Annotated in this window: 17 protein-coding genes; 11 read left to right on the top strand and 6 right to left on the bottom strand. The window is 66.4% G+C overall.

What is annotated here, in order from left to right; genetic code table 11:
- Position 1: 1 nt before the first annotated feature.
- The 5 genes from EBN1_RS09645 to EBN1_RS09625 form a co-directional block, all read right to left on the bottom strand.
- On the bottom strand, positions 2–493 hold the full coding sequence (locus EBN1_RS09645) for a MarR family winged helix-turn-helix transcriptional regulator (protein WP_011237761.1): 492 nt from the start codon (positions 491–493) through the stop codon (positions 2–4).
- Positions 494–677: 184 nt separating this feature from the next.
- Positions 678–1,388: a CAP domain-containing protein gene (locus tag EBN1_RS09640; RefSeq protein ID WP_011237760.1), complete on the bottom strand. Its 711-nt coding sequence runs from the start codon at positions 1,386–1,388 to the stop codon at positions 678–680.
- A 70-nt stretch (positions 1,389–1,458) separates the two neighbouring features.
- Positions 1,459–1,659 carry a hypothetical protein gene (locus tag EBN1_RS09635; protein WP_041646136.1) on the bottom strand — a complete coding sequence of 67 codons (201 nt, stop codon included), beginning with the start codon at positions 1,657–1,659 and terminating at the stop codon, positions 1,459–1,461.
- A 322-nt stretch (positions 1,660–1,981) separates the two neighbouring features.
- Positions 1,982–2,701, bottom strand: coding sequence for a response regulator transcription factor (locus EBN1_RS09630; RefSeq protein WP_011237758.1), 720 nt, complete (start codon positions 2,699–2,701; stop codon positions 1,982–1,984).
- A 21-nt stretch (positions 2,702–2,722) separates the two neighbouring features.
- Positions 2,723–4,258: a PAS domain-containing sensor histidine kinase gene (locus tag EBN1_RS09625; RefSeq protein WP_241762840.1), complete on the bottom strand. Its 1,536-nt coding sequence runs from the start codon at positions 4,256–4,258 to the stop codon at positions 2,723–2,725.
- Between the two features lie 215 nt (positions 4,259–4,473).
- On the opposite strand from EBN1_RS09625, the gene EBN1_RS09620 reads away from it, so the two are divergent.
- The 7 genes from EBN1_RS09620 to EBN1_RS09590 all read left to right on the top strand — a co-directional run bounded on the left by EBN1_RS09620 (position 4,474) and on the right by EBN1_RS09590 (position 14,308).
- Positions 4,474–6,114, top strand: coding sequence for an acyl-CoA synthetase (locus EBN1_RS09620; protein WP_011237756.1), 1,641 nt, complete (start codon positions 4,474–4,476; stop codon positions 6,112–6,114).
- Between the two features lie 314 nt (positions 6,115–6,428).
- Positions 6,429–7,184 carry an ABC transporter ATP-binding protein gene (locus EBN1_RS09615; protein WP_011237755.1) on the top strand — a complete coding sequence of 252 codons (756 nt, stop codon included), beginning with the start codon at positions 6,429–6,431 and terminating at the stop codon, positions 7,182–7,184.
- Complete coding sequence (locus EBN1_RS09610; protein ID WP_011237754.1) at positions 7,177–7,908, top strand: ABC transporter ATP-binding protein; 732 nt, start codon at positions 7,177–7,179, stop codon at positions 7,906–7,908. Before EBN1_RS09615 ends, EBN1_RS09610 begins: the two co-directional genes overlap by 8 nt.
- Before the next feature lie 28 nt (positions 7,909–7,936).
- Complete coding sequence (locus EBN1_RS09605) at positions 7,937–9,154, top strand: ABC transporter substrate-binding protein (RefSeq protein WP_011237753.1); 1,218 nt, start codon at positions 7,937–7,939, stop codon at positions 9,152–9,154.
- A 90-nt stretch (positions 9,155–9,244) separates the two neighbouring features.
- Complete coding sequence (locus tag EBN1_RS09600) at positions 9,245–10,129, top strand: branched-chain amino acid ABC transporter permease (RefSeq protein ID WP_041646134.1); 885 nt, start codon at positions 9,245–9,247, stop codon at positions 10,127–10,129.
- Between the two features lie 57 nt (positions 10,130–10,186).
- Positions 10,187–11,116, top strand: coding sequence for a branched-chain amino acid ABC transporter permease (locus EBN1_RS09595; RefSeq protein ID WP_011237751.1), 930 nt, complete (start codon positions 10,187–10,189; stop codon positions 11,114–11,116).
- A gap of 162 nt (positions 11,117–11,278) precedes the next feature.
- The gene (locus EBN1_RS09590) at positions 11,279–14,308 is read left to right on the top strand and encodes a transglycosylase domain-containing protein (protein WP_157866712.1); all 3,030 of its coding nucleotides are present in this window, start codon (positions 11,279–11,281) and stop codon (positions 14,306–14,308) included.
- 75 nt (positions 14,309–14,383) lie between these two features.
- Here EBN1_RS09590 and EBN1_RS09585 read toward each other — a convergent pair whose 3' ends face one another.
- Complete coding sequence (locus EBN1_RS09585) at positions 14,384–15,022, bottom strand: PEP-CTERM sorting domain-containing protein (RefSeq protein ID WP_041646131.1); 639 nt, start codon at positions 15,020–15,022, stop codon at positions 14,384–14,386.
- Between the two features lie 395 nt (positions 15,023–15,417).
- On the opposite strand from EBN1_RS09585, the gene EBN1_RS09580 reads away from it, so the two are divergent.
- The 4 genes from EBN1_RS09580 (at position 15,418) to EBN1_RS09565 (ending at position 19,933) form a co-directional block, all read left to right on the top strand.
- Positions 15,418–17,604, top strand: a complete 2,187-nt coding sequence (locus EBN1_RS09580) for a DUF6600 domain-containing protein (RefSeq protein ID WP_011237747.1) — start codon at positions 15,418–15,420, stop codon at positions 17,602–17,604.
- Positions 17,605–17,672: 68 nt separating this feature from the next.
- Complete coding sequence (locus tag EBN1_RS09575) at positions 17,673–18,155, top strand: PACE efflux transporter (protein ID WP_011237746.1); 483 nt, start codon at positions 17,673–17,675, stop codon at positions 18,153–18,155.
- Positions 18,145–19,191: a UDP-N-acetylmuramate dehydrogenase gene (gene murB, locus EBN1_RS09570; protein WP_011237745.1), complete on the top strand. Its 1,047-nt coding sequence runs from the start codon at positions 18,145–18,147 to the stop codon at positions 19,189–19,191. Before EBN1_RS09575 ends, murB begins: the two co-directional genes overlap by 11 nt.
- An 88-nt stretch (positions 19,192–19,279) precedes the next feature.
- The gene (locus tag EBN1_RS09565) at positions 19,280–19,933 is read left to right on the top strand and encodes a zinc ribbon domain-containing protein (RefSeq protein ID WP_011237744.1); all 654 of its coding nucleotides are present in this window, start codon (positions 19,280–19,282) and stop codon (positions 19,931–19,933) included.
- Positions 19,934–19,979 lie beyond the last annotated feature (46 nt).

The raw sequence follows: 19,979 nt of genomic DNA, 5'->3' as shown, positions 1-19,979 counted from the left end.
GTCAGGCCTGCGCCGCGTCGCTTTCGCGCAGTTTGCGGGTGTTGTCGAGCATGCGCCGGAGGAGCGCCTTGAGCTGCCGCGCCTCGTTCTCGCTGAAGCCGTCCAGCGCGGTGTTGAGGACGTCGGCGAGGACGTGGGGGACCACCTCGGTGGCGCGCTCGCCCTCGTCCGTCAATTCCAGGTTGACCACCCGCCTGTCCTCCTGCGAGCGGACACGGCGCACCAGCCCCTTGGCCTCCACCCGGTCGATCAGCCGGGTCATGGCGCCGGCATCGAAACAGGCCAGGCGCGACAGCTCGGCTGCCGTCCGGCACTGGCCCTGCTGGATCATGATCAGCGGCTTCCACTGGGCGTCGGTGAGTCCGTGGGCGGCCATGCGGTCGTCGATCACCGTCGAGAAGATGCTGACGATCTGGCGCATCAGGAAGCCGATGCTGTCGTTGACCTGGTAATTGTTGCCGTCGTAGAAACGGGGGTTTGCGCTGTCGCCCATGAATCGATCGCCTGAAAAGTGATTGCTTAGGCAACAATATGAATGCGCTGACAATGACTGCCAAGGCAATTATTCGGGCAAAACTTTTCCGGGATCGGCTGACCGACTTCGGCATTGCTTCGGTCGGCGCATGGCACCGCCGGCTCGCGGGCTATCAACCCGGTCAAGCAAACACCGTTCGGGCTCAGTTCCCGGAAACCGGTTGCGTGGCGACCCCGTCGTCACGCACGGTGTAGCGCCTGCCGTCCTCGATATCTGTGGTGAACGGCGAGTCGCCCGCCGGCCGCGCAATCGAGAGTCGGCTCGGGCGGCATGCACGGTGCGTTCGCAGTTCGCGCGGCTGGAGCGAAAAATCGCGCTCGCCGGTCCGGTAAGCGACGCGTTCCCCGCTGCGGTTCTGCACCTCGAAGCGGATCGACGCGCTTTTTGGCCGGCCGAACATCTGCACGCCAAAAAAGCGCCCGTCTGCGCCCTGCGCGAGGCCGACGCCGGTCTGCGTGACCGCCGGCTCGAGCGTGTTCCTGCGGTGCTCGGGCGAATTTTTCCAGCCTTCGACGAAAGCCTCGGCAAGCTCCGCGGACGAACCGAAACCGTCGGAGCGGTACTGGTAGCCGATGTTCTCGGCGACGATGCAGTACTCGTAGCCTTCGGCCAGCGCTCGCTGCGAGGGCCGACGTCCGTCAGCAGTGTGGCCGTAGCGCCCGGTCTTCGCCATGAAGCGGACGAAGTCGCGCGCGGCCCGCTCGAGCGCGGCGTCACGCTCGACCGGTGCGAGCCCCTGCTCCTGGCGAAAAACGTTCGTGTGCGACACGATCTCAGACGCCGTCTCGCGGGCGTCCGCCGCAGCGAAGCAGAGCGCCGGGCCGACGAGGATCGCTATCAGCAACCGTCTCACTGCGCAACGCCTTCGCGCGCGCTGCCATATATGCCGGATGCGTGCGGCGCCCGCTATCCCCCGTCTTCGCTCACGGGAACGTGCCGCGGTGCTTCTTCTCCATGTCTTCGGTCTTGTGCTCGGGCGTCACGCCCATGCGCTGCTGATTCTCGCGCTGCTTTTCCTTGTCGCTCCGGGCATCGTCACCCTGCGTGCCGGGCTTCGGCGGGTTCGCTGCGGAGGACTGGGGATTGTCGGCGGTGTCCGACTTCCGCGTGTGAGGTTCGGCCATTTCTGCTTCCTCCTGTCTATGCTCCCCCGATTCCTTCAATGACTACACCGGTGCCGCCACACTCGGCGCAGGGTTTGCCGTCCACGACTCCGGTTCCCTTGCAGGCGCGACAAGTGTTCTCACCGGTTCCGGGAGTTCCGGGAGGGGCCTGGTCGCCGGGATGAGTCTCGGGTCGAGCCGGTTCGGTGTCCATCGCGAGCTCCTTGCTGGGATCAGTCCGAATTCGACGGAACGCAAAGAGCCAGGTTCCGGCGCGTACATGTCGTTACACCGCTGCCACGGGCGGGAAACGCGACCCGGGCCGGGAGACCCGCGGCGGTCTTTACAGCCAGTCCACGCTCGACGAAAACAGGTAGCCTGCGCCGTACACGGTCTTGATCAGCCTGGGGTGAAGCGGGTTTTCTTCGAGTCGCTTGCGCAGCCGCGAGATGCGCAGGTCGATGCTGCGGTCGAGCGCCGCGACGTCGCGCCCGCCGAGGAGCTGCTCGCGGGTGAGGATCTGGTTGGGACGCTGGAGCAACGCCCCCAGCAGTTGGGCTTCGGCCATGCTCAGCGTCTCGGTTTCGCCGCCGGGAGAAGTGAGGGCGTTGTTGCCGGGCTCGAAGCGCCAGCCGGCGAATTCCGCGATGCGCACGCCATTCGCCGCCGCACTGCCGGCAGCCGGTTCGCGATAGCGCCGCAGGATGCTGCGCACCCGGGCGATGAATTCGCGCGGCTCGAACGGCTTGACCATGTAGTCGTCGGCCCCCAGTTCCAGCCCCGTCACGCGGTCATGGATGTCGCCGCGGCCGGTGACGATCAGCAGGCCGAAGCCGTGGCGGGCGCGGACATGACTAAGGATGTCGAGGCCGTCCATGTCGGGCAGGCCGAGATCGAGAACGCACAGCCGCGGAGGGTCGGAATCGAGCCGCCGCAGGAAATCCGCGCCGGTCGCGAAAAATTGCGCCTCGAAGCCGAATTTCTCGAGCGTCTGGGCCATCAGCCGGGCGACCGCAGGGTCGTCCTCGACGACATGGATCGTTTCCTTCGGCTTGTTCGGCACGGCACGGACTCCGCAATTCGGTCAGCGACAGATTGCGTCCAGCATAGCCGACAGTCTCTCCTTGCTGAAAGGCTTCGCGAGCAGCGGGACGCCGAGATCCCTGGTGACCGCATCGGCCCTGTCGACGTAGCCGCTCATCAGGATCACCGGCAGGCCGGGCCGAAAGCGGCGAATGAAGCGCGTCAGCCCGCACCCGTCGAGCCCGCCGGGCATCACGACGTCCGACAGCACGAGCGAGATCGCCGCCACGTTCTCGACGATGTCGGCTGCTTCCTGGCCGTTTTCAGCTTCCAGCACCGAACAGCCGAGCGCGGCGAGCTGCTTGCGCACGACGGTACGCACCTCCGGGTCGTCCTCGACGAGCAGCACCAGCTGCCCCGAAAGAGGCGTCGCGGGCGCCGCAGTGCCCGCTTCCCCGGCTGCGGCAGGACTCGCGACGGTGCGCGGCAGCAACAGCGCGACTGCGGTGCCGCAGGCCTGACGGCTGCGGATGCGTACCGCTCCGCCCGACTGACGCGCGAAGCCATATACCATCGGCAGGCCCAGCCCGCTGCCCATGCCGAAGCGTTTCGTCGTGAAGAAAGGTTCGAACACGTGCGCGACGGTGGTCGCATCCATCCCGGTACCGGTATCGCGGACCGTCACCTGCACGTAGTCGCCCGGCGGAATATCCAACTCCGCGGCAGCGGCTGCATCGAGCGTCTCGACTGCGGACTCGATGCGCAGCTCCCCGCCTTCGGGCATCGCGTCGCGTGCGTTGAGGGCAAGGTTGAGCAGCGCGCTCTCGAGCTGGTGCGCGTCGGTCATCGCGACCAGTTCGGCATTGCGGCTCGCCGTGTGCAGCGCGATGGTTTCGGGCAGCGAGCGCCGGATCAGCTTCGCCATGCCCAGAATCAGCTCGTTGACTTCGACCGGGCGCGGCGCGAGCGGCTGCTGGCGCGAGAACGTCAGCAGCCGCTCGATCAACTGCGCGCCGCCCTGCGCGGCCTGCATCGCCGGGGCGACGAATTCCTGGAGCGCCCCGTCGTCCGGGCGCGCTTCGCGCAGGCCCGCGAGATTGCCCATGACGACGGTCAGCATGTTGTTGAAGTCGTGCGCGAGTCCGCCGCTCAGCTGGCCGATCGCCTCCATTTTCTGCGCTTGCGCAAGCACATGCTGCGTTCGGCGCTGCTCGGTGACGTCGACTGCGTGCACGTAGCAGCCGAGCACTTCGCCGGCGGCGCCGATGTCGGGCACCAGCGTGCTGCGCGCGTATAACGTGCGCCCTGCCGCGTCGCTCATCGTGTATTCGTAAATGACCCGCTCGCCTTCCAGCGCGCGGCCGAGCGGCTCGCGCACGGCGTCGAAAACCTCCGCGGGCACGACGTCCACGATCCGGCGCCCGACGACCTGGCCGCTTTCCCGTCCGAACCATGCCGCATATGCCTTGTTCGCGTAGCGATACGTCCAGCTGTCGTCGAAATAGGCGATATGCGCCGGAATTGCATCCATGATGTCGCGCAGGCGCCGGTTCTCGGCGGTCCGGTCCCCGGGCTGCGCCGAAGGCCTGTCGTCCATGTCCATACTTTTTCCCGTCGCGCGCCGCGAGTGCTGCGCGGCGCTTCATACCAGTTCCGCCCGATTCTAGCGCCCGTCCCGGCGCCGCCGGAGCGACGACAAGATTGAGTACATTTGGGCGCAATTTGCGACAAGGTTTGTTGCGATCCTTGATTGTGCACGCTCACGTTCGCCGCTCGCGTGGGCCCGTCGGAACAATCGCCCAGGAGGAAGAATTGTCGAATAGCCCGTATGCCCAAGGTCTGGCAAAGAACACCGCGAACTACGTCCCGCTGTCGCCGCTGAGCTTCATCGAACGCACGGCCCAGGTGTACCCGCAGCGCACCGCGGTGATCCACGGCGCCTGTCGCTTCACCTGGCAGGAAACCTATGCGCGCTGCCGCCGTCTCGCGAGCGCGCTGGTGCAGCACGGCGTCGGCTGCGGCGATACGGTCGCGGTGATGCTGCCGAACGTCCCGGCGATGTTCGAAGCGCACTTCGGCGTGCCGATGATCGGCGCGGTGCTCAACACCCTGAACACCCGCCTCGACCCGGAAGCCATCGCCTTCATGCTCGCGCACGGCGAAGCGAAAGTGCTGATCACCGACCCCGAGTTCGCGTCGCTCGTCGGACCGGCGCTGGAGCGGCTCGACGGGCCGAAGCCGCTCGTCATCGATGCCCTCGACGACGAATACCCGGGCAGCGACCGGCTCGGCGCGATCGAGTACGAAGAATTCCTCGCCGCCGGTGACCCCGAGTTCGCGTGGAGCCTGCCGCCCGACGAATGGGATGCGATCGCGCTGAACTACACGTCCGGCACCACCGGCAACCCGAAGGGCGTCGTCTATCACCACCGCGGCGCGTACCTCAACGCGGCATCGAACATCATCAGCTGGGGCATGCCGCAGCACGCGGTGTATCTGTGGACGCTGCCGATGTTCCACTGCAACGGCTGGTGCTTCCCGTGGACGATGGCCGCCAACGCCGGCATCAACGTGTGCCTGCGCAAGATCGATGTCGCGCTGATCTACGAGCTGATCCGCACGCACAAGGTGAGCCATTTCTGCGGCGCACCGATCGTGCATGGCATGCTGATCAACGCGCCCGAAGGCATGCGCGACGGCATCACGCACAAGGTCTCGGCGCTGATCGCCGGCGCTGCGCCACCGGCCGCGATCATCGAAGGCATGGAGCGCATCGGCTTCGACATCACTCACGTCTATGGGCTGACCGAGACCTATGGCCCGGCCTCGGTATGCGCGAAGCATCCGTCGTGGGACGAGTTGCCGATCGACCGCCGCGCCGAGCGCAACGGCCGCCAGGGCGTGCGTTACCACATGCAGGAAGCGATCGCGGTGCTCGACCCGGAAACGATGGTGCCGGTGCCGGCCGACGGCGAGACGATGGGCGAGATCATGTTCCGCGGCAACCTCGTCATGAAAGGCTACCTGAAGAACGAGAAGGCGAGCGACGAAGCTTTCGCCGGAGGCTGGTTCCACACCGGCGACCTCGCGGTGATGCACCCGGACGGCTACGTCAAGATCAAGGACCGCTCCAAGGACGTCATCATCTCGGGCGGCGAGAACATCTCGTCCCTCGAAGTCGAGGAAGCGCTGTACCGCCACCCGGCAGTGATGACGGCCGCGGTCGTCGCGAAGCCCGACGAGAAGTGGGGCGAAGTGCCGGCGGCGTACATCGAGGTCAAGGACGGCACAGCGGTCACCGTCGACGACATCATCGCCCACTGCCGCGAGCACCTCGCCCGCTACAAGGTGCCCAAGCATATCGAGTTCTGCGTGCTGCCGAAGACCTCGACCGGCAAGATCCAGAAATTCGTGCTGCGCGAGCAGGCCAAATCAGCCCTGGCGATCGACTGACCGCAGCTGGCGGAGAAACCGGGCCGGGAATCCTTTCCGCGGGCCGGGCCGGGACAGCTGTCCGGCGCATTTTGCTGGCATGGAGTTTTTCCGCGCGACGATGCGGGTTCACCCCTATCCTCGTCACGTTGACGCCCCCCTACCCGGGTGTTAGCTTAGTCCCGCCCTGAAATTGAATTCCCATATACGTTGAGCATCAGGATTCATCGCCGGCAGGACTTTGCGCCCTGCCTGCGATGAGGCGGTTTGGCGTCGGCGCGGGCTCGCCGGCACAGTTCAGCTTCCCACGAGTGAGGCAGGATCTGTCAGACGCGATGAGCACGGACTTCATTCTCGAAACACGAGACCTGACGAAGGAGTTCAAGGGTTTCGTCGCTGTCGACAAGGTCAATCTCAAGGTGCGACGCGGCTCGATCCACGCGCTGATCGGGCCGAACGGAGCAGGCAAGACGACTGTCTTCAACCTCCTGACGAAATTCCTCACGCCGACGCGCGGCACGATCCACTACAACGGGCAGGACATCACGCACGAGAAATCGGCGCAGATCGCACGGCGCGGGATCGTGCGGTCGTTCCAGATCTCGGCAGTGTTCCCGCACCTGAGCGTCCGCGACAACGTGCGCGTCGCACTGCAGCGCAAGCTCGGCACGACTTTCCATTTCTGGCGCTCGGAGAAAAGTCTCGACGTCCTGAACGGGCGCGCAATGGAACTGCTCGAAACGGTCGACCTGCAGTCGTTCGCCGACGCGACCACTGTCGAGCTGCCTTACGGGCGCAAGCGTGCGCTGGAAATCGCGACCACGCTCGCGCTCGAACCCGAGATGATGCTGCTCGACGAACCGACGCAGGGCATGGGCCACGAGGATGTCGGCCGCGTCGCAAACGCCATCAAGCGTGTGTCGGCAAACCGCACGGTGCTGATGGTCGAACACAACCTCAGCGTCGTCTCGCACATCTGCGACACGATCACGGTGCTGCAACGGGGCTCGGTGCTCGCCGAAGGGCCGTACGAGCAGGTGTCGCGGGACCCGCGCGTGCTCGAAGCCTACATGGGTACCGAACATGCCTGAGGCCAGGCCCCGCACCAACCCCCCCGTCGAAATACTGCGGATCCGCGACCTGCATGCGTTCTACGGCGAATCGCACATCCTGCACGGCATCGATTTCAGCGTGAACCGCGGCGAACTCGTGACGCTGCTCGGGCGCAACGGCGCCGGGCGCACGACGACGCTGAAAGCCATCCTCGGGCTCACCGGCCGGCGCACCGGCTCGATCATGATCAACGGCCGCCAGGTCATCGACCTGCCGACCCACCGCATCGCCCACCTCGGCGTCGGCTATTGCCCCGAGGAGCGCGGCATCTACGCGAGCCTGTCCGCCGAGGAGAACCTGCTGCTGCCGCCCGCGGTGAACAGCCGCGGCATGTCGCTCGACGAGATATACGAGATGTTCCCGAACCTGCGCGAGCGCCGGCACAGCCCGGGCAGCCGGCTCTCCGGCGGCGAACAGCAGATGCTGGCGATGGCGCGCATCCTGCGCACCGGCGCGCAGTTGCTGCTGCTCGACGAGATCACCGAAGGCCTCGCGCCGGTGATCGTGCAGACGCTCGGCCGCGTCATCACGAGCCTCAAGGCGAAAGGATTCACGATCATCATGGTCGAGCAGAACTTCCGCTTCGCCGCGCCGCTCGCCGACCGGCATTACGTCATCGAGCACGGCCGCATCGTCGAGACGGTGACGAAGGATGAACTCGATTCGAAGATGCAGCGGCTGCAAAAACTGCTGGGCGTATGAGCACGGTGGACCAACAAGGAGGAGAAAAATGAAACTCAGGACTCTGGCACCAGCGATCGCAGCGGCAGCGCTGGCCGCGCAACCGGTGCTCGCGCAGTCGGCGACGATCAGCGACGGCGTCGTCAAGCTCGGCGTGCTGACCGACATGTCCGGCACGTATTCCGACCTGGCCGGCCCGGGCGCAGTCGAGGCGACGAGGATGGCGATCGAGGACTTCATCGCGAACGAGAAACCGGACTTCAAGATCGAGATGATTTCCGCCGACCACCAGAACAAGGCGGACATCTCGGCGAACAAGGCGCGCGAGTGGATCGACACCGCGCAGGTCGATGCGATCGTCGACCTCGTCACGACTTCGACCGCGCTCGCCGTGATGAAGGTCGCGAACGAAAAGAACCGCATTTCGCTCGTGACCGGCGCGGGCTCGACGCCGATCACCAACGAGCAGTGCAACGACACGACCGTGCACTGGGCGTACGACACCTATTCGCTGCCGGTCGGCACTGCGAAGGCAGTCGTGCAGCAGGGCGGCAAGAGCTGGTACTTCATCACCGCCGACTACGCGTTCGGCCACTCCCTCGAGAAGAACACCGCCGACGTCGTGAAGAAAAGCGGCGGCAAGGTGCTCGGCAGCGTGCGTCACCCCTTCCCCGGCAGCGATTTCTCGTCCTTCCTGCTCAGCGCGCAGGCCTCCGGCGCGCAGGTCATCGGCCTGGCCAACGCCGGCAACGACACGATCAATTCGATCAAGCAGGCGCGCGAGTTCGGCATCACGCCGAAGCAGTCGCTCGCCGGACTGCTGATGTTCATATCGGACGTGCATAGCCTCGGGCTCGACGCGACCGGCGGGATGTACCTGACGACCGGCTTCTACTGGGACCGTGACGACGAGACGCGCGCCTGGTCGAAGCGCTATTTCGACAAGATGAAGCGCATGCCGACGATGGTGCAGGCGGGCGACTATTCAGCCGTCTATCACTACCTGAAGGCGGTCAAGAGCGCAGGCACCGACGAGGCGAAAGCGGTGATGGCGAAGATGCGCGCGACCCCCGTCAATGACTTCTTCGCGAAAAACGGCCAGCTCCGGGCCGACGGTCGCATGGTCCATGACATGTACCTGGCGCAGGTGAAAAAACCGTCGGAGTCGAAGTATCCGTGGGACTACTACCACATTCGTCAGGTCATTCCGGGCGCGGAGGCGTTCATCCCGCCCGCCGAAAGCGCCTGCCCGCTGATGAAGAAATAGTCTTCCGACCCGGCTTCCGGCGTCCAGCCTGCGGCGCGCACACGCGCCTCGCCAGGCCCGATGACCGGGGCCGCAACCAGGCCGCCCGCTATGGACATTTTCGGCATTCCGATCCAGGCCCTGATGGGGCAGCTGCTGATCGGGTTCATCAACGGCTCGTTCTACGCGATCCTGAGCCTCGGGCTGGCGATCATTTTCGGTCTGCTCAACATCATCAACTTCTCGCACGGCGCGCTGTACATGATGGGCGCGTTCGTCGCGTGGATCGGGCTGACCTATCTCGGCATCAACTACTGGGTCGCGCTGGTCGCGGTGCCGGTGGTCGTCGGCATTTTCGGCATGATCATCGAGCGCACGATGCTCAAGCACCTGTACCGGCTCGATCACCTGTATGGGCTGCTGCTGACTTTCGGCCTCGCGCTGATCATCGAAGGCCTCTTCCGCTATCGCTTCGGCATTTCGGGCGAAAGCTACCCGGTGCCCGAACTGCTTTCGGGCGGCTTCAACCTCGGCTTCATGTTCCTGCCGAAATACCGCGCGTGGGTCATCGCGGTGTCGCTCGTCGTGTGCTTCGGCAGCTGGTACATCATCGAGCGCACGAAGCTCGGCTCGTACCTGCGTGCCGGCACCGAGAACCCCCAGCTGCTGCAGGCCTTCGGCATCAACGTGCCGCTGATGATCACGCTGACCTACGGCTTCGGCGTCGCGCTCGCCGCGTTTGCCGGCGTGCTCGCAGCGCCAGTGTTCCAGGTGAACCCGGTGATGGGCTCGAACCTCATCATCGTCGTGTTCGCCGTCGTCGTCATCGGCGGCATGGGCTCGATCATGGGCTCGATCGTCACCGGCCTCGGCCTCGGCCTCATCGAAGGACTGACGCGCGTGTTCTATCCGGAAGCCTCCGCGGTGGTGATCTTCGTGATCATGGGAATCGTGCTGCTGCTGCGGCCAGCCGGCCTGTTCGGACGCGAGCATTAGGCCGCGCGGCCCGTTGTCGTCCCCCGTCACTCCATCATCCAGACCAGGATCGGCGCAATGAAAGGCAAACACATCGGCTGGATCATCCTGCTCGTTCTCGGGCTCGTCGCGCCGTTCCTCGTCTACCCGGTGCTGGTGATGAAGATCCTGTGCTTCTCGCTGTTCGCCTGCGCATTCAACCTGCTGCTCGGCTACACCGGCCTGCTGTCGTTCGGCCACGCCGCCTTCCTCGGCTGGGCGGGCTACACCTGCGGCTACGCGATCAAGGAGCTGGGCCTGTCGCCGGAACTGGGCCTGCTCGCCGGGACTGCCACGGCCGCGGCGCTCGGCTTCGTCTTCGGCAGCCTGGCGATCCGCCGCTCCGGCATCTATTTCGCGATGGTGACGCTCGCGCTCGCGCAGCTGATGTATTTCCTCGCGCTGCAGTTTCCCTTCACCGGGGGCGAGGACGGCCTGCAGGGCGTGCCGCGCGGGTACCTGTTCGGGCTCGTCGATCTGTCGCAGACGATGAACATGTATTACTTCGTGCTGGCGGTGTTCCTCGGCGGGTTCTGGCTCATCGACCGCGCGATCCACTCGCCGTTCGGCCAGGTGCTGAAGGCGATCCGCGAGAACGAGCCGCGCGCGATCTCGCTCGGCTACGACGTCGACCGCTACAAGCTGCTCGCCTTCGTGCTGTCCGCGGCACTCTCCGGCCTGGCCGGCGCGACCAAGACGCTGGTGTTCCAGCTCGCCTCGCTGACCGATGTGCATTGGCACATGTCGGGCGAGATCGTGCTGATGACCCTGCTCGGCGGCATGGGCACCGTGTTCGGCCCGGTCGTCGGGGCGACGGTTGTCGTCAGCCTGCAGAACTACGGCGCCGAGCTCGGCCAGTGGGTCAGCGTGCTGACCGGTGTGATCTTCGTGATCTGCGTGCTCGCGTTCCGCCGCGGCATCGTCGGCGAGCTGGCGGCGCTGATCCGGCGCTCGGGGATCCGCATGTAGGATGCAGTGCGGCGATCGGCCGGCCGCGCGGGCGCCCGATCACGGCTTTTGGCACCCGAGTGTTGTTTCGACCCACTGCGGTGCGGGCTGCCGTAGAACTGCCCGATAATGCATGCATTACAACAATCGGGCGGAAACGTGTCCGAAACGATTTCGAAGAAAATGCCCGGGCGCCCGTGGCTGAAAATCATCACGCGCCTGTTTCTCGTCCTCCTCTTCCTGGCGCTGATCGCGTCAGCCGCATTCCTGGTCTTCGAAATGCGCAGCTCCTGGTTCCAGGCGCGCGAAGTCTCGCGCTACGTCGAGAACCTCCGGTACCACGTCGAAGCCGGGCCGAGCGACTCAGTCCGCTTTCCGGCGCACGGCCCGTTCGACCTTCGCCTTGGCTACGCGAAACTGCCCCGCTTCATCGAGCGGCTGCAGGCGCGCGGCATGACGATCGTGAGCCAGGCGCAGTTCTCGCCGCAGCTCGTGGATTTCGTCGAGCGTGGCCATTTCCCGCCGTATCGCGAGAAGACCCGCGCCGGCCTCGAGATCGAAGGCGCCTACGGCGAATCCGTCTACCGCTCCTCATACCCGGTGCGCAGCTATCCCGCGTTCGAGCAGATCCCGCCGCGCGTCGTGCAAAGCCTGCTTTTCATCGAGAACCGCAACCTGCTCGACCCGGCACGTCCCTACCTGAACCCGGCCATAGACTGGATGCGCTTTGGCCAGGCCGCCCTGGCACAGCTGATGAAAGTCGTCGATGACGACCTGAACACTCCGGGCGGCAGCACGCTTGCGACGCAGATCGAGAAATACCGTCACTCGCCCGACGGCATCACGCATTCCCCGCAGGAAAAGCTGCGCCAGATGATATCGGCGACGGTGCGTGCTTACCGTGAAGGGCGCGAAACCCTCCCGGTGCGACGCGAGCTCGTGCTTCACTACCTGAACACCGTGCCGCTGTCCGCCGCGCCGCTGTACGGCGAAGTCCATGGACTCGGTGACGGGCTGTGGGTCTGGTTCGGCGCCGATTTCGCGCACACCAACCGGTTACTCGCCGCGGCCGAGGCCGAAGGTGCGCTCCTCGATGAACAAGGGCTCGCGCTGCGCCAGGTGCTCGCGCTGATGATCGCCCACCGCCGCCCGTCACACTACCTCGGACTCGGCCGCGACGACCTCGCGCGACTCACCGACGCCCACCTGCGCATCCTCGCCGAGGCGCGCGTCATCGGCCCCGGGCTGCGCGACGCTGCGCTTGCCGCGCGTCTCGCATTCCGTGATCCGTACCGCGCCCGGGCGCGCGCGCCGGTCGAAGCGGACAAGGGCGCGACGCTGATCCGTACGCGTCTTGCCGGGATGCTCGATGTCTCGCTCTACGACCTCGACCGGATCGACCTCAAGGCTTCCGCAACCCTCGACCAGAAGCTCCAGCAGGAAGTCAGCGACTACCTCGAGCGGCTGCGCGACGTCGACTTCGCGCGCCAGACCGGCCTGATCGGCGAGCGCCTGCTCACGCCCGGCCAGGTGCCGACAGTGAACTACAGCTTCACGCTGTTCGAGCGCACCGCCGACGGCAACCGCGTGCGAGTGCAGACGGACACCACCGACCAGCCGCTCGACATCAACGAGGGCAGCAAGCTCGAACTGGGCTCGACAGCCAAGCTGCGCGTGCTCGCGACCTATCTCGAACTGGTTGCCGAACTGCACCAGCGCTACGCCGACCAGCCGGTGCAGGTGTTGCGCGAGGCCACCGTCGACCGGCATGACAGGCTCACGCGCTGGGCGCTCGACTATCTGATCGAGGCCGGGAACCGCGACCTGCCGACGATGCTGCAGGCCGCTCTCGAACGCCGCTATTCGGCCAGCCCCGGCGAATCGTTTTTCACCGGCGGCGGGCTGCACACTTTCAACAACTTCCGCCCCGAAGACAACGGCCGCACGGTGACGTTGCGCGAAGCGCTGCAGGCATCGATCAACCTGCCTTTCGTGCGCCTGATGCGCGATATCGTTCGCCACACCATGTACCAGGTGCCCGGCAGCACTGCCAAGCTGCTCGAAGACGACAGCGACCCGCGCCGCAGCCAGTATCTGTCGCGTTTCGCCGACCGCGAGGGCCAGGTATTCCTGCGCCGCTTCTGGCGCAAATACCAGGGCCAGAACGCGAACGAGATTCAGGCCACGCTGCTCGACGGGCTGCGCCCCACCGCCGACCGTCTCGCCGCGGTATTCCGCTATCTGAACCCCGACGCGGATGCCGAGCGCTTTGCCACGTTCATGCGCGGCCGCCTGCCCAGTTCCGAACTCGGCGACGCACACCTCGCGAACCTTTACCGGCGTTATGCCCCGGGCACTTTCGACCTGCCCGACCAGGGCTACATCGCCCGCGTGCACCCGCTCGAGTTGTGGCTCGCCAGCTACCGGATGGCGCATCCCGAAGCGAGCTACGGCGACGCTGTCGAAGCGAGCAGCGAAGAACGCCAGGCCGTGTACCGCTGGCTGTTTCGCACCCGGGCGAAAAGCGCGCAGGACCAGCGCATCTACACGATCCTCGAAGTCGAGGCCTTCCTCGAGATCCACCGTCGCTGGGCGCTCCTCGGCTACCCGTTCAATCACCTCGTGCCGTCCTTGGCGACCGCCCTGGGCAGCGCCGGCGACCGCCCGGCCGCGCTCGCCGAGCTGATGGGAATCATCGTCAATGACGGGGTGCGTCACCATACCGCACGCGTCGAGCGGCTCCACTTTGCCGCCGGAACCCCGTATGAAACGATCCTCGCGCTGCCTCGCAGCGAAGGCGAACGCGTGATGGCGCCGGAAGTCGCAGCGGCACTCCGAAGCGCGCTGTCGGAAGTCGTCGAAGGCGGCACGGCGCGACGCCTCGCAGGCGCGTTCGCGCTGCCGGACGGTTCGCCGCTCGCAGTCGGTGGCAAGACCGGCACCGGCGACAACCGCATCGTCACGTCGCGCGGGCGCGGCGGGATCGCGCTCAACCGCACCGCGACGTTCGTGTTCCATCTCGGCCCGCGGCATTTCGGCACGCTGACCGCCTATGTCATGGGTCCGGACGCCGCCGCGTACCGCTTCACGTCGGGGCTGCCGGTGCAGATCCTGAAATCGATGGCGCCGATCCTGCTGCCGTCCCTGCACCAGGCGGCGCGCCCCGCGCAGACGGCTCAAAGCGGCGAGCCGGCAACATTGCCGGCGCCGTGAATCGGACGCGTCGCAACCCCCGGAGAGGGTCCGGGGGTTGCGACGCGTGAAAGTGCTTCAGGCGGTGTGACCCGCTCAGGACCTTCTTCTGCGGCCACGCGCCGCGAGGCCGGCGAGCCCGATGCCGAGCAGGGCCAGCACGCCCGGCTCCGGTACCGCGTTCTGCTCCACTTGCGTGAGTTCCTCCGGCAAAGCGTCCGCCTCGAACAGGAACAGGTGATAAGTTGCCTGGAAGATTCCCTGGGTCACGCTCTCCACCCAACTCGTGCGATCTTCAGCCTCCTGCGCGAGTACGAGGGCGCTCGCGATGTCGCCGATCGACGGCCCGGTGAAGTCCAGGTCGCCGGGATCCACCTCGGCCGGAGCGAGCCCGAGGTTGAAGACGTGCACTCCGAGGCTCGACGGCGCACTCCCCGCAAGCATCGTCCCGAAATCGACTGCAAAGAATGGCACCCCGGAGACCACCGCGAGCGGATAGGCGTGAGTAGCGCCGCCGTCCGTCCAGCCCATCGCAAACGTCGTATTCCCGCTCGCGCTGGCCGTGCCCGACTGCGTCGCCTGCGCGGTGGGCCCCTGCCGGCTGATCGTGACGGTGGCCAGACCGGCGTAGCTGCCGAGGCTTTCCAGATCGGTCAGCATCAGCGCATTGGCCACGGAAGGCACGATCGCCGCCACGGCGATTCCGGCAAGCCCGATGTGTGTTCGCATTGTCATTGTTATTTTCCCTGCATTTTTTCGGATGAAATATACGCAGACTCCCCTGCCGGGTTCTCAAAGCACTTTTCGCGCCCGTGCCAGCTTTTCTTTTTTTTACAAAACTTTACGGGTCAGCAGCCGAACGCCGGCGGGCAAAGTGTAAATATCGTCGACAAACCGTAACAGTGGTTTATGCCTTCGCATCACGCCACGCTCGCAATCCTCTGGCTCAATCTCTGACCCAATTGCAAACAATTGTGCGCCTCGTCATCGCCCGACCCGTCCATACGTTGAATCCGGTACGACGGCGGCCGAAACGTCACGTCTGCCGAGAATGAACCTGGCAACCTCGGCCGGCACGCGACTCACCGCCCTTTCCCCTTTCGCAGGGATTTCCCGGGAGACTCGACAAGATGTTCCGCGCTCTTCGCTTCCTGTTCGCACTGCCGCTGGTCGTGCTTCTGGCGGGTCCCGCGTTGGCCGACCCGCCCGCCCGCGTCGGACGCCTGGCGCTGCTCGACGGGGAGGTGTCGCTGCGTCCGGCCGACAGCCGACAGTGGGAAAGCGCCAGCCTGAACTGGCCGCTGACTTCGGGCGATGCCCTCGGCACTGAAGCGGGGAGCCGCGCCGAAGTCCGGATCGGATCGAGCGTGCTGCGGCTCGACGGCTCGACGTCCATCGACATCCGCCAGCTCGATGACGAACGTATACGCATCGAACTCGAACGCGGCAGCGTCGCGATCCGGATCCGAAGCCGCGACGCGGCAGCTGCGATCGAGGTCGAGACCCGCGACGGCCTCGTCGTCGCCGACAAGCCGGGTCAATACCGCGTCGATTACCAGAACGCCACGACTGTCCTGACGAACTACCGCGGTGGCGAGCTCGATTTCCGCTCGGAGGACAGCGACGTCGTCGTGACCGAAGGGCGACGCGCGCACGTCCTGTTTTCCGACCACACCGAAGTGCGCTGGAGCGACCCCGAGCGGGACGATTTCTCCGACTGGACGCTGGCCCGCGACGAGCATGACGACCGGCTCGGCGAGCCGCGCCACGTGTCGCCCGAGATGACCGGCGCCGAGGCTCTGCGTGAATACGGCGACTGGCGAACGGTCGACGACTACGGGCCGGTGTGGTACCCGCGCAGCGTGCCGTCCGGCTGGGCTCCCTATCGTTCGGGGCGCTGGGTGCTGGTCCAGCCGTGGGGCTGGACGTGGGTCGACGACGCGCCGTGGGGCTTCGCCCCGTTCCATTACGGCCGCTGGGTGATGGTCGGCGGAACATGGGGCTGGGTGCCGGGCACCTACGTTGCGCGGCCGGTGTACGCGCCTGCGCTCGTCGTCTGGATGGGCCTGCCGGGCGTGAGCATCAGTCTCTCGTCCGGCTCGCTGCCGCACATCGGCTGGTTCCCCCTCGGCCCGCGCGAAGTCTATGTTCCCAGCTACCGCCACAGCACGACCTACGTGCGCCGGATCAACATCACTCATGTCACCAACGTCGTCCATATCGACCGGACGGCACGAGAACCGCGACACGCCCGCTATGCGCATCGCGACCGGCGCGAAGCGGTGACGGTCGTGCCCGGCGAAGTCGTCAGGCATTCCCGCCCGGTCTTCCGTCACGCGTTGCGCGACGACGAACGCAAAGGACGTCCACCGCGCCCGGCCACCCATGTCCCGCCACTCGACCCTCGTCTCGTCGTCGAACATGATCGCGTCGAACGCGCAACGCGGCCGCGGGACGAGGAGCGGCTACGCGACGAGCAGGCACGGCGCGCCGCCCGCCTGCGCGAAGCGGTCGAAGAGCGCCGGCAGCGGGAGCGCACATGGCCGGAAGAACGGCGCCTGCGCGCCATGCCCGAAGACGGACGCGCCCGCGAAACACCTCCTGCGCGTCGCATCGACAGCAGGGAGCCGAGGCGACCCGGAACGGGCGACGAACAGCGAGTCGAGCGTGAACGTCGACTCCCTTCCGCCCAGGAAGCACAGCCACGCGCCCCAGTCCCGGCAATGCCTCAGCACGCCCCGCAGCAGAACGTGCGGGAACTGCAACAGCGTCCGCAGGAACAGGACCAGCAGCGGATACAACAGCAACGGGACCAGCACCGGCAGCAACAGGAACGCGCGCGCGAACAGGCGCAGCGCCCGCGCGCGCTGGAGCAGCAGGACCAGCAGCGTCGCCAAACGATGGAGCGGCAGGAGGAACTGCGGCAGCGCCAGTCGCAGCAGCGCGAGCGCCAGCAGCAGGAACAGCTCCAGCGGCAGCAACAGGAGCGGATGCAACGGCAGCAACGGGACCTGGAGCAACAGCGGATCCAGCAGCAACAGGAACTGGGACAGCAGCGTCGCCAGGCCATGGAGCGACAGGAGGAACTGCGGCAGCGCCAGTCACAGGAACGCGAACGCCAGCTGCGGCACCAACAGAGTCAGCAACAGGACCAGTTGCAACGGCAGCAGCGGCAACTGGAACGGCAGCGCGAGATGCAGGAGCGGCAGCAGAGCGAGCAGCGCAGGCAGATCGAGCGACGGGCAACGGGAAATGAAGGCGATGCGTCGCGCGGTGAGCGGCGACGCCCGGGCGACGAGGGCAGGCCCGGCAATTGACGGACCGGTCCGGTTGCGCTGGCTGCAGCTAGGCTCTATCTTTGCCGGCTCCACGAAAGTCGTCACCCATGTCCTCCCACCCCTCCGAACTTCGCCCCCCGCTGCGTTCCGTCCGCGACCGGATCCGCCAGGTCGCGCTGTTCGAGCTGGGCGGGCTGGCGCTGGTGACTCCGCCTTTCGCCTGGGCGAGCGGCGTGCCGCTGTCCGATTCGGTCGGCCTGCTGGCGCTGATCGCGCTGCTCGCGGCGGCATGGAATGCCGCGTACAACACCTGTTTCGACCGCATCGAGGCGAAGCTCGCCGGCCGGCCGGCCGATCGCCGACCGCTCCCGCTGCGCATCGCGCACGCGATCGGCTTCGAAAGCGGACTGCTGCTGATGAGCCTGCCGATCATCACGGCCTGGACCGGCATGAGCTGGTTCGAAGCGCTGCTCGCGGACCTCGGGCTCGCGACGGCCTACGTGCTGTACGCCTTCGCGTTCAACCTCGGCTACGACCGCGCGTTCCCGATCGAACCGCAGCGCTGCGGATCGCTTTCCGGTGCCCGGTAACAGCGGCGCCGCGCCGCTGCCGGCGCTCGAACCGCACGCCGACCTGCAGGCTCTCAACACTTTCGGACTTCCGGCGCGAGCCGACCGCCTCGCGATCGTCGAGCATCCGGCGCAACTCGCCGCGCTGCTCGCGCAACCCGACTGGGCCGGGGCGCCCCGTCTCGTGCTCGGAGGCGGCAGCAACCTGGTATTGACCGGCGATTTCCACGGGCTCGTGCTGAAAGTCGCGATCGGCGGACGCCGGCTCGTCGGCGATGACGACGACGCGTGGTACGTCGAGGCCGGCGCCGGAGAGAACTGGCACGATTTCGTGCGCTGGACGCTCGCGCAAGGCTGGCCGGGGCTCGAAAACCTGTCGCTGATTCCCGGCACCGTCGGCGCGGCCCCGATCCAGAACATCGGCGCGTACGGGCTCGAAGTCGCCGAGCGTTTCGCATCGCTCGCAGTCGTGTCACTGGAAACCGGCGCGAGCTTCCGGCTGGAGGCCGCCGACTGCCGCTTCGGCTATCGCGACAGCATTTTCAAGCATGAGCTGGCGGGCCGCACGCTCGTCACGTCGGTCACTTTCCGCCTGCCCAAGCGCTGGCTGCCGGTCATCCGCTACGCGGACGTCGCGGAAGAGCTCGCCGCGCGCGGCAGCGTCGCCCCGGGTCCGATCGACGTTTCCGACGCCGTGATCGCGATCCGCCGGCGCAAGCTGCCTGACCCGGCAGCGATCGGCAATGTCGGCAGCTTCTTCAAGAACCCCGTCATCGATGCGGCCACGCTCGGCCGCCTCGTCGCCGGCCACCCCGACTTGCCGCACTACCTGCAGCCCGACGGCAGCGTGAAGCTCGCCGCCGGCTGGCTGATCGACCGCTGCGGCTGGAAAGGACGCGATCTCGGCCCGGTCGGCGTGTATGAAAGGCAGGCGCTGGTGCTCGTCAACCGTGGCGGGGCGACCGGCACCGACGTCCGGCGCATCGCGCAGGCGATCCGGGACGACGTTTCGCGACGCTTCGGCGTGGATCTCGAACCCGAGCCCGTCTTCGTCTGAAACGCGCCGTTCCCGGCAAAGCGGGATTGAGTATCCGAATGTAATGGGCTCTTGAATGTAACCGAGTCTCTTCCATACTCTGAGCCCTATGGACACGCTCCAATGCTCATTCTGTAGTCACGAGAACCCGGCGGCCGCGAAATTCTGCAATGCCTGCGGTTCCCTGTTGAACCTGCAGTTGTGCACGCATTGCGGTGCCATCGATCACGCTTCGGCGACAGCCTGCTACAAGTGCGGCGCTTCATTCGCGACCGGCGACGAGGCGAGCGTGCCGCCCGGAGCGACCGGCGACGAAGCCGCCGATACGACGATGAACCCGGGTTTCCCTCACGACTCCGCCCGGCCGGAAGCGTCGAGCAGCGCGAAGCCGGGCATTTCCGGCAGCCGGCTCTCCAGCTCCTGGACGAGAGCGCTGGCGGTAGTGTTTTTCGTCATCGGCGCCGCGATCCTTTACCGCCTCTACTCGACCGGCGGCGAGCCGGCGAGCGTGGCGCAGGACGCATCGCCTTCCACCGCAGCGGTCGACGCCACGCTCAGGGTCGTCCCGCCCTCTTCCGCGCCGGCCGACGACATCGAGGCGGTGTCGGTCGCGCCTCCGCCGGTGCCGGCGAAATCATCGGCGAACGAGGAAGCGCTTGCGGCACAGCCGGCCGCGACAGAACCTTCGGCACCAGCCGATGACGCCCGGGTGTCGCCGTACTCCTGCACTCCTGCAGTCGCCGCACTCGGACTATGCAACTGAGTGCAACTGAGTGCAACTGAGCATTCACGCTAAAAGGGGAAACAAA

This window comes from Aromatoleum aromaticum EbN1, from assembly GCF_000025965.1.
Lineage (GTDB): Bacteria > Pseudomonadota > Gammaproteobacteria > Burkholderiales > Rhodocyclaceae > Aromatoleum > Aromatoleum aromaticum.
Note: the sequence above shows the minus strand (reverse complement) of the source record. Positions and strands in the feature narration are given on the sequence as shown.